Origin of the sequence: Catellatospora sp. NPDC049609, from assembly GCF_040675365.1 — a bacterium.
In the GTDB taxonomy this organism is placed as follows: domain Bacteria; phylum Actinomycetota; class Actinomycetes; order Mycobacteriales; family Micromonosporaceae; genus Catellatospora.
Genome location: NZ_JBFAOU010000261.1, coordinates 1 through 8,015, shown reverse-complemented (window position 1 = coordinate 8,015; position 8,015 = coordinate 1). Strand labels below are relative to the sequence as shown.

General features: G+C 72.9%; 7 protein-coding genes. 6 read left to right on the top strand and 1 reads right to left on the bottom strand.

Annotation, left to right across the window (positions count from 1 at the left end; all coding sequences use genetic code 11):
- Positions 1 to 57: 57 nt before the first annotated feature.
- From AB0J67_RS37485 to AB0J67_RS37475, 3 genes are all read left to right on the top strand, one after another.
- Positions 58 to 306, top strand: a complete 249-nt coding sequence (locus AB0J67_RS37485; RefSeq protein WP_363489947.1) for a hypothetical protein — start codon at positions 58 to 60, stop codon at positions 304 to 306.
- On the top strand, positions 303 to 698 hold the full coding sequence (locus tag AB0J67_RS37480) for an Rv3654c family TadE-like protein (RefSeq protein ID WP_363489945.1): 396 nt from the start codon (positions 303 to 305) through the stop codon (positions 696 to 698). The genes AB0J67_RS37485 and AB0J67_RS37480 overlap by 4 nt, the downstream gene beginning before the upstream one ends.
- Before the next feature lie 147 nt (positions 699 to 845).
- Positions 846 to 1,613: a DUF559 domain-containing protein gene (locus AB0J67_RS37475; RefSeq protein WP_363489943.1), complete on the top strand. Its 768-nt coding sequence runs from the start codon at positions 846 to 848 to the stop codon at positions 1,611 to 1,613.
- A gap of 196 nt (positions 1,614 to 1,809) precedes the next feature.
- Here AB0J67_RS37475 and AB0J67_RS37470 read toward each other — a convergent pair whose 3' ends face one another.
- Entirely contained in the window at positions 1,810 to 4,128 is a 2,319-nt protein-coding gene (locus AB0J67_RS37470; protein WP_363489941.1) for a DEAD/DEAH box helicase, read from the bottom strand.
- A gap of 291 nt (positions 4,129 to 4,419) precedes the next feature.
- Here AB0J67_RS37470 and AB0J67_RS37465 point away from each other — a divergent pair, with 291 nt between their 5' ends.
- From AB0J67_RS37465 to AB0J67_RS37455, 3 genes are all read left to right on the top strand, one after another.
- Positions 4,420 to 4,755 (top strand): STAS domain-containing protein, encoded by a 336-nt coding sequence (locus tag AB0J67_RS37465; protein WP_363489939.1) that lies wholly within the window; start codon positions 4,420 to 4,422, stop codon positions 4,753 to 4,755.
- 10 nt (positions 4,756 to 4,765) lie between these two features.
- Complete coding sequence (locus tag AB0J67_RS37460) at positions 4,766 to 5,176, top strand: ATP-binding protein (protein WP_363489937.1); 411 nt, start codon at positions 4,766 to 4,768, stop codon at positions 5,174 to 5,176.
- 382 nt (positions 5,177 to 5,558) lie between these two features.
- Positions 5,559 to 7,904 carry a sodium-translocating pyrophosphatase gene (locus AB0J67_RS37455; protein ID WP_363489935.1) on the top strand — a complete coding sequence of 782 codons (2,346 nt, stop codon included), beginning with the start codon at positions 5,559 to 5,561 and terminating at the stop codon, positions 7,902 to 7,904.
- Positions 7,905 to 8,015 lie beyond the last annotated feature (111 nt).

Sequence of the window (8,015 nt, the reverse complement as noted above, 5' to 3'; positions counted from 1 at the left end):
AACTGCGGCAGACCTTCGACGGCGGCGTCGTGGACGGCGACACGGACACCGACGGCGGTGGCGCTGCCCGCCGTCGTGCTCCTGCTGGTCACCGGCATCGGCGCCGTCACCGCGGTGACCGTGAAGCTCGGCTGCGTCGCCGCGGCGCGCGACGCGGCGCTGAGCGCGGCGCGCGGTGGGCGGGTGCCGTCCGGGGCGGCCGTGTCGGGCGGCGGGGACACCGTCACGGCGACGGTCCGGCGCTCGATCCGGGTCACCGAGCTCACCTGCACGGCGACCGCGGTGCGCGAACCGGGTGCGCCGTGAGCTCCCTGTACGCGCTCGGCGTCGGCCTGGTGTTCGTGGCCGCGGGCACCGTCGTCGCGGCCGAGGGCGCTCACCTCGTCGCGCGGGAGCAGGCCCGGACCGCCGCCGACCTCGGGGCGCTGGCCGGTGCGGCGTACGCCGTGCGCGGTGCCGACGCGGCCTGCGCGCGGGCCGCGGAGATCGTGCGCGCCAACGGTGCGACCGTCACCGCCTGCTCGCTCGACGGCCTCGACCTGCTGCTGGCGGTGACCGCCGTGACCGGCGCGGGCGCCGCCGAAGCCACCGCCCGCGCCGGCCCGCTCCGGGACACCGGCGGCGGGCTCCCGGGAACGACGGCGTCCCCGGGCGGCAGGGCTGGAGATCACGAATCTGTGCCAGAAAGTGAGGTATGAGCACCGAAGATGACACGAACTACTGATCAAGCACGGTTGGACTCGTTGGCCGTCGGTCAGGGCGGGCTGTTCACCAGAGCGGAGGCTCGCCGGTGCGGGTTCTCCGACTTCCAGATCCGGCAGCGCGTTCGGGCAGGTGACTGGCGCGTGGTGCTCGGTCCGGTGCTGACCCGTGCCGGACGGCCGATCACGCCACTGCTCCGTGACCGGGCCGCGTCGCTGGCCGTGCCCGGTGCCGTACTGAGCGGACCGTCGGCGGCCAGACGGTACGGCCTGGAGGTGCCCGACCTGCGGTCGTGTGTGACCGTCGCACCCGGACGGCAGGTCCGGCACCCGGGTCTGCGAGTGCGGCGGGAGGTGCTGGCCCCGGCCGACCTGTCGGTGGTCGAGGGAGTCCTGCTCACCGCCCCGGCACAGACGGTGGTGGACTGCGTACGCGAGCTGGGTGTGGACGACGCAGACCTGGTGCTGGACCGCGCTATCCAGCGCAGGCTCATCACGTTCGAGGAGTTCCTGGCACGTGTGCAGGGGCAGACCGGGAGGCGAGGGGTGGGCACGCTGGTCCGCGTCGCCGCCCGGCATGCGCATGGGGCGCGGTCGGCGGCGGAGCGTCTGCTGGTGCAGGGGCTGCGACGTGGCCGAGTCACCGGATGGCGGGCCAACCTGCCGGTCCACGACGAGGACGGTGTGATCGGCGAGGTGGACTTCGGATTCGAGGAGATCCGGCTGGCGATCGAGGTCGACGGGCGGGCGTGGCACAGCGCGGCCGACCGCTTCCAGCACGACCGCACCCGGCAAAACCGGCTGGTCCGGGCGGGCTGGACGGTCCTGCGCTTCACCTGGCACGACCTGGCCGGAAACCTGGACGGCGTCGTCCGTGAGATCGACACGGTCCGCCGCCGCCTGACCGGCTAGTCCACCGCCTGACCGGCCCCGCGGGGCGAGCCGGGGCATCGTGGGGCTTGGAAGATCGCTGTTTCGTGTCGAGGAGTCTGGCCAGACCACAGGTTTTGACACGAGACAGCGATCTTCCGCCGGAACCCCGGAACCCCGGCCCCGGCCCCGGCCTCGGCCCCGGTTCGGCGGGGTCGGGGCCGCGGTCACCGCGGGGTCAGTGGGGGAGGTGGTGGAGGATGGTGTCGAGGATGGTTACGGCGCCGGGCTTGTCCAGGGGGTTGTTGCCGTTGCCGCACTTGGGGGACTGGACGCAGCTGGGGCAGCCGCGCTCGCAGCCGCACTCGGCGACGGCCGTACGCGTAGCGCCCAGCCATTCCGCGGCCATGCCGTACGCCCGCTCGGCGAAGCCGGCCCCGCCGGGGTGGCCGTCGTACACGAAGATGGTCGGCGCGTCGGTGTCGGCGTGGCAGGCGGTGGACAGGCCGCCGATGTCCCAGCGGTCGCAGCTGGCCACCAGCGGGAGCAGGCCGATGGCGGCGTGCTCGGCGGCGTGCAGGGAGCCGGGGAGGTCCTCGACTCCGGCGACGGCCGACTCGGCGAGCGTGGTCCACACGGCGACTGTGCGCAGAGTGCGGCTGGGCAGTTCGAGCGGCCAGGTGCCGAGCACCTCGCCGCTGTCCATGCGGCGGCGCTGGAACGACACGACCTGGCTGGTGACCTCGACCTCGCCGAGGAACAGCCCGACGGGCCCGGCGTCGACGTACGAGCGCACCTCCAGCACGGTGAGCGAGGTCGTGTCGCGGGCGTGCGTCGAGTACGGCGGGTTGTCGGCCTCCACGAGGGCGACGGCTTCGGCCAGGTCGAGGGACTGGACGACGTACGTGCGGCCCTGGTGGGTGTAGACGGCGCCGGGGTGCAGGTGGTGGTGTGCCGCGCCGGGGTCGGCGGTGCCGATGAGCCGCCCGGTGGACGCCTCGATCACGGCGACGGGCGGGCCGCCGGTGCCGCGCAGGTCGATGTCGGGGCGCTGGGGGTGGGTCCAGTACCAGCCGGTGGGGCGGCGGCGCAGCGCGCCCGCGGCGACGAGCTCGTCCAGCAGCGCCGCGTCGGCGCCGAACAGCGGCAGGTCGGGCTCGGTCAGCGGCCGCTCGGCGGCGGCGGTGCACAGGTGCGGGGCGAGCACGTACGGATTGGCGGGGTCGAACACGGTCGCCTCGACGGCGGTGCCGAACAGCGCCTGCGGGTGGTGCACGAGGTAGGTGTCCAGGGGGTCGTCGCGGGCGACGAGCACGCACAGCCCGTCGCGCCCGGCCCGCCCGGCGCGGCCCGCGCGCTGCCAGACGGCGGCGCGGGTGCCGGGGTAGCCGGCCAGCAGCACGGCGTCCAGGCCGGTGACGTCGATGCCCAGCTCCAGCGCGTTGGTGGTGGCCAGGCCGGTGAGGCTGCCGTCGGTGAGCTGCTGCTCCAGGGTGCGCCGCTCCTCGCGCAGGTAGCCGCCGCGGTAGGCGGCGACCTGGCGGCCGAGGCCCGGCTGCGCCTCCTCCAGGGCGGCGCGCGCGTGCACGGCCACCACCTCGGCGCCGCGCCGGGAGGGCACGAAGGCGAGCGTGCGTACCCCCTGGACGACCGCGTCGGCCAGCAGGTCGGCGGTCTCGCGCAGCGCGGAGCGGCGTACCGGGGCCGCGTCGCCGTCGGCGGACACGCCGGGCAGCTCGGGCGGCTCCCACAGGGCGAAGGTCATCGAGCCGCGCGGCGCGGCGTCGTCGGTGACGGCGTGGACCGGGCGGCCGATCAGCTTCGAGGCGCTGCCGGCCGGGTCGCCCGATGTCGCCGAGGCCAGCAGGAACACCGGCCCTCGGCCCTTCCCGGAGTTAAGAAGGTGCCCTTCCTCTACGCCAGGAGTTAAGAGGGTGCCCTTCCTTTCGGGGGTGCTGGAGAGGCGGCGCAGGCGGCGCAGGATGTGGGCGACGTGGGCGCCGAAGACGCCGCGGTAGCTGTGGGTCTCGTCGACGATGACGTAGCGCAGGTTGCGCAGCACGCCGGACCAGCGCTGGTGCTGCGGGAGCAGGCTGTGGTGCAGCAGGTCGGGGTTGGTGAGGATGAGGTTGGCGTGCTGGCGGATCCAGTCGCGCTCCTCGCGGCCGGTGTCGCCGTCGCAGACCGCGGCGCGCAGGCCGGGCAGGTTCAGGCCGGTGAGCGAGCGGTGCTGGTCGGCGGCGAGCGCCTTGGTCGGGGCGAGGTAGAGCACCCGGGCGCGCGGCTCGGTCAGCACCGCCGACAGCGCGGGGAGCTGGTACGCCAGGGACTTGCCGGAGCCGGTGCCGGTGGAGATGACGACGTCCGTGCCGGCATACGCCAGCTCGGCGGCTTCGACCTGGTGGGCCCAGGGCGCGGTGATGCCGCAGCCGCGCAGCGCCTCGACCAGCTCCGCGGGGACCCAGCCGGGCCACGCCGCGGCGCGCCCGGCCCGCGCGGGCAGCAGCTCGACGTGCGTGACCTGGTCGCGTTCGAGCCAGTAGGGCAGCAGGTCCACCCCAGCACTCTGCCACCTGCCGGCCCGTGGCGGCCAGCCCGCGCCGCCCGGCCCGTGCGCCACGGGAGGGTGCGCGGCTTCGGCAGGACTTGATGGCGCGCGGCTCCGGCAGGCGGATGGTGGGCAGCTTCGACGGCAGCGGACGGCGCGCAGCCCGCAGGGTCGGATGGTGGGCAGGCGACAGGGGCGATGGCGCGTAGCCCGGAAACCAGACCAATGGTTAGATGCATGAGGATCCGGTGCACGGAGAGAGGCCGGGCCGTGACCGGACGTCGTAAGAGGGAGGTGCCGATGGAGCTGTCGCTGGCCACGCGTGTCGTCGCGATGCACACCGTTCTCGAAGTCGGCGGCGAGGTGGATGTGTACACCGCTCCCAAGCTGCGCGAGCGCATCGCCGAGCTGCTCGACAGCGGGGTGACCGGTGTCGTGGTCGACCTCGCCAAGGTCGAGTTCATGGACTCGACCGGGCTGGGCGTGCTCGTGGGCGGCCTGCGCAAGGCGCGTGCCGCCGGGGCGACGTTCGGGGTGGTGTGCGCGCGCGAGTCGCTGCTCAAGATCTTCCGGATCACGGCGCTGGATCAGGTGCTGCCGCTCTATCCTTCCGTCGACGCCGCCACCGCGAGCTGAACCGCAGGGTATGGCGACCGTCCGGCTCGAATTCACTCCCGAACCCGCGCACGTGCGTACGGCGCGGCTCGTCGGCGTGGCCGTGGCACGGCGTGCCGGGGTGCCCGACGACCAGCTCGACGAGGTGCGCCTGGCCATCGGTGAGGCGTGCGCGCGGGCGGTGGCCCGGCACCAGCGGGTGGGCCTGCGCGACGTGGTGGCCGTGGCGTTCAGCGACGGCGACCGCTACCTGGTGCAGGTGTGGGACCACGCCGGCGACGACGCGCCCATCGCCGACGAGGAGCAGATCACCGTCGACGTGAGCGCGAGCCTGCTCCAGGCGATCGTGAAGGATCTGCAGGTGCGCCCGCTCGACGACGGGCCGGGCACCGAGGTGCAGATGGCGTGGCAGGTGCGGCGCGCTTCGCGTCTCGGCCGCTGAATCGCCACGGAACGTGAGCGTGTGCATGCGCGGCGACGTGCTGTAACCGGTCCGCAGGCATAGAGTCGCTGAGCGTACCGCACAAACCCGCGTGGCGCAGCAACGAAGATCACCGCGACACGGCAGGTACAGGGTGTGACCCCGACCACGTGTCCGGTTTACAGTTCACGGGTTGTTTCCGAGCCGTAACCGCCGTCATGTTCGTGGGCCGGTTCCGGCATCCGCCAGCGGTGCGTCGCGGCGGCCCGTCTGACCGGCGGTCCGCTGACGACTCGCCGCCGGCTCCGCCAGTGGCTCGTCCCGGCGGTCCGCCTGTACGGCGGTCCACCGGCGACTTCCCACCGGTGTCCACAAGTACATCGTGATCTTTGGGAGGACAAAGATGTCCGGGACCATCCTCGCCGCCCCCGGCGGCGAGCTGGCCCTTACCGGCAAGAACGTGTCGTACGTGATTGTCGCGGCCGTGATCGCGCTGGTGGCGCTGGGATTCGCCGCCGCGCTGGTCAAGTCCGTGCTCGCGACCGGTAAGGGCACCAACAAGATGCAGGAGATTGCCGGGGCCGTCCAGGAGGGCGCGTCGGCATACCTGTTCCGCCAGTTCAAGACGCTCGGCATCTTCGTGGTGCTCGCGGTCATCCTGCTGTACATCCTTCCGGTGCACGGCGACGGTGACAACGACACCGCGCTGAAGATCGGGCGGTCGGCGTTCTTCGTGGTGGGTGCGCTGTTCAGCGCGTTCATCGGTGGTGCGGGCATGGCGCTGGCCACCCGCGCGAACCTGCGGGTCGCCGCGGCGGCACGGGAGGCCGAGGGCGGCCGCGAGACCGCCATGTCGATCGCCTTCCGCACCGGTGGTGTGGTGGGCTTCCTGACCGTCGGTCTGGGCCTGTTCGGCGCCGCGCTGGTGGTGCTGATCTACCGCACCGACGCCGCGACCGTGCTGGAGGGCTTCGGCTTCGGCGCCGCGCTGCTCGCGATGTTCATGCGGGTCGGCGGCGGCATCTTCACCAAGGCCGCCGACGTCGGCGCCGACCTGGTCGGCAAGGTCGAGCAGGGCATCCCCGAGGACGACCCGCGCAACGCGGCCACCATCGCCGACAACGTCGGCGACAACGTCGGCGACTGCGCCGGCATGGCCGCCGACCTGTTCGAGTCGTACGCGGTGACCCTGGTCGCGGCGCTGATCCTGGGCCGCGCCGCGTTCGGCGTGGAAGGCCTGGTCTTCCCGCTGATCGTGTCCACCATCGGCGTGCTGATCGCGATCGTCGGCGTCTTCCTGACCCGCCTGCGCAAGTCCGACAAGAACGGGCTGCAGGCGATCAACCGCGCCTTCTACATCTCGGCCGCGCTGTCGGCGGTCGCGGTGGCGGGCGCCTCGGTGTGGTACCTGCCGAAGACGTTCGCCGAGCTGGGCAAGGCGGAGATCTCCGGCAACCCGCAGGTCGTCGCCATCGGCGCGGTCGTCATCGGTATCGTGCTGGCCGCCGCCATCCAGGCGCTGACCGGCTACTTCACCGAGACCGGGCGCCGCCCGGTGCAGGACATCGGCAAGTCCTCGGAGACCGGCCCGGCGACCGTGGTGCTCGCGGGCGTCAGCGTCGGCCTGGAGTCGGCCGTCTACTCGGCGCTGCTCATCGGCGGCGCGGTGTACGGCGCGTTCCTGCTGGGCGGCGGCACCCTGGTCGTGTCGCTGTTCGCCATCGCGCTGGCCGGCTGCGGCCTGCTCACCACCGTCGGCGTCATCGTGGCCATGGACACCTTCGGCCCGATCTCCGACAACGCGCAGGGCATCGCCGAGATGTCCGGCGACATCGACGAGCAGGGTGCGCGCACGCTCACCGAGCTCGACGCGGTCGGCAACACCACCAAGGCGATCACCAAGGGCATCGCGATCGCGACGGCCGTGCTGGCCGCGACCGCGCTGTTCGGCTCGTACACCGACACCCTGGGCGTCTCGCTGGCCGAGGCGGGCGAGACCACCGCGGGCTTCATCGACGAGATGCTGAACGTGGCGAACCCGGCCAACCTGGTCGGTCTGCTGATCGGTGCGGCGGTCGTGTTCCTGTTCTCGGGTCTGGCCATCAACGCGGTGTCGCGTTCGGCCGGCGCGGTGGTGCACGAGGTGCGCCGCCAGTTCCGCGAGCTGCCGGGCATCATGGACGGCACCCAGCGGCCCGAGTACGGCAAGGTCGTCGACATCTGCACCCGCGACGCCCAGCGTGAGCTGCTCACGCCGGGTCTGCTCGCGGTGCTGGCCCCGATCGCCGTCGGCTTCGGCCTCGGCGCGGGTGCGCTGGCGGCGTACCTGGCCGGTGCCATCGGCGCCGGCACCCTGATGGCGGTGTTCCTGGCCAACTCCGGTGGCGCCTGGGACAACGCGAAGAAGATGGTCGAGGACGGCGCGCACGGCGGCAAGGGCTCGTCGTCGCACGAGGCGACCATCATCGGCGACACGGTCGGTGACCCGTTCAAGGACACCGCCGGCCCGGCCATCAACCCGCTGCTCAAGGTGATGAACCTGGTGTCGCTCCTGATCGCCCCCGCCGTGGTGGCGCTCTGGTACGGCAACACCGCGAACCCCGCGGCCCGTACCGCGATCGCCCTCGCGGCGGCCGCCGTCATCGTGGTGGCGGTGTTCATCAGCAAGCGCAAGCCGATCACGGTCGGCGGCGATGACCAGGGAAAAGCTGACGCTGCGCCCACGCAGCGCGAAAAGGTCAACGCCTGACGCAATGCACTGAAGCGGGGGGGCCCCCCCCCCCGCGGCGCCCCCGCCCGGTGGGGGGGGCGCCCCGCGCCCCCCAAAGCCACTTCACACATGAGAGCACCCCGCACAAAC